Annotated in this window: 1 protein-coding gene; it reads right to left on the bottom strand. The window is 67.0% G+C overall.

The window, feature by feature from the left end; all coding sequences use genetic code 11:
- Nucleotides 1-679, bottom strand: a 679-nt coding sequence (locus IOC61_RS06110; RefSeq protein WP_229332965.1) for a thiamine pyrophosphate-dependent enzyme, incomplete at both ends; no start/stop codon positions are given.

Here is a 679-nt window from a genome sequence, read left to right as displayed (position 1 = left end):
CGGTCACCGGAATGTCGTGACGCACCGCGGTCATGATCTCCATCAGGCTCATGCCCCAGGCGCCGTCACCGGCGTAGGCGATCGCCGGACGCTCCGGTGCGGCCACCTTGGCCCCCATGATGGTCGGCAGGGCATAGCCGCAGTTGCCGAAGCTCATCGGCGCGAAGAAGCTGCGCGGCTTCTCGAAGCGCAGGTAGCTGTGCGCCACCGCGTTGATGTTGCCGATGTCGGTGGAGACCATGACGTCTTCCGGCATCGCCTTCTCCAGCTCGCGCAGCACCTGACGCGGATGCAGGTACTCGCCGCCGGAGAACGGGGTCTCGTCCTTGGCCTCGTCGATGGCGTCGAGGCTGAACGGGTCCTTCTCGTGGGTCCACTCGTCCAGCTCGCGCTCCCAGGCCGCCTTCTCGCTGGCGATCTGCTCGGCGCGCTCGCCCTTGCTGGCGTCGCAGACCAGCTCACGACCGGCCAGGCGCTCGGTGATCGCCTCGGCGGCTTCCTTGGCATCACCGCAGATGCCTACCGCGATCTTCTTCACCAGACCCAGCATCTTGTGGTCGGCGTCGATCTGGATGATCTTGGCATCCTTCGGCCAGTAGTCCATGCCGTGCTGCGGCAGGGTGCCGAACGGCCCCAGGCGCGTGCCCAGTGCCACCACCACGTCGGCCTGGGAGATCAG

Origin of the sequence: Halomonas sp. KAO, assembly GCF_015595025.1 — a bacterium.
Taxonomy (GTDB): domain Bacteria; phylum Pseudomonadota; class Gammaproteobacteria; order Pseudomonadales; family Halomonadaceae; genus Halomonas.
The sequence above is the reverse complement of the archived record's forward strand: the minus strand, read 5'-3'. Positions and strand labels throughout refer to the sequence as shown.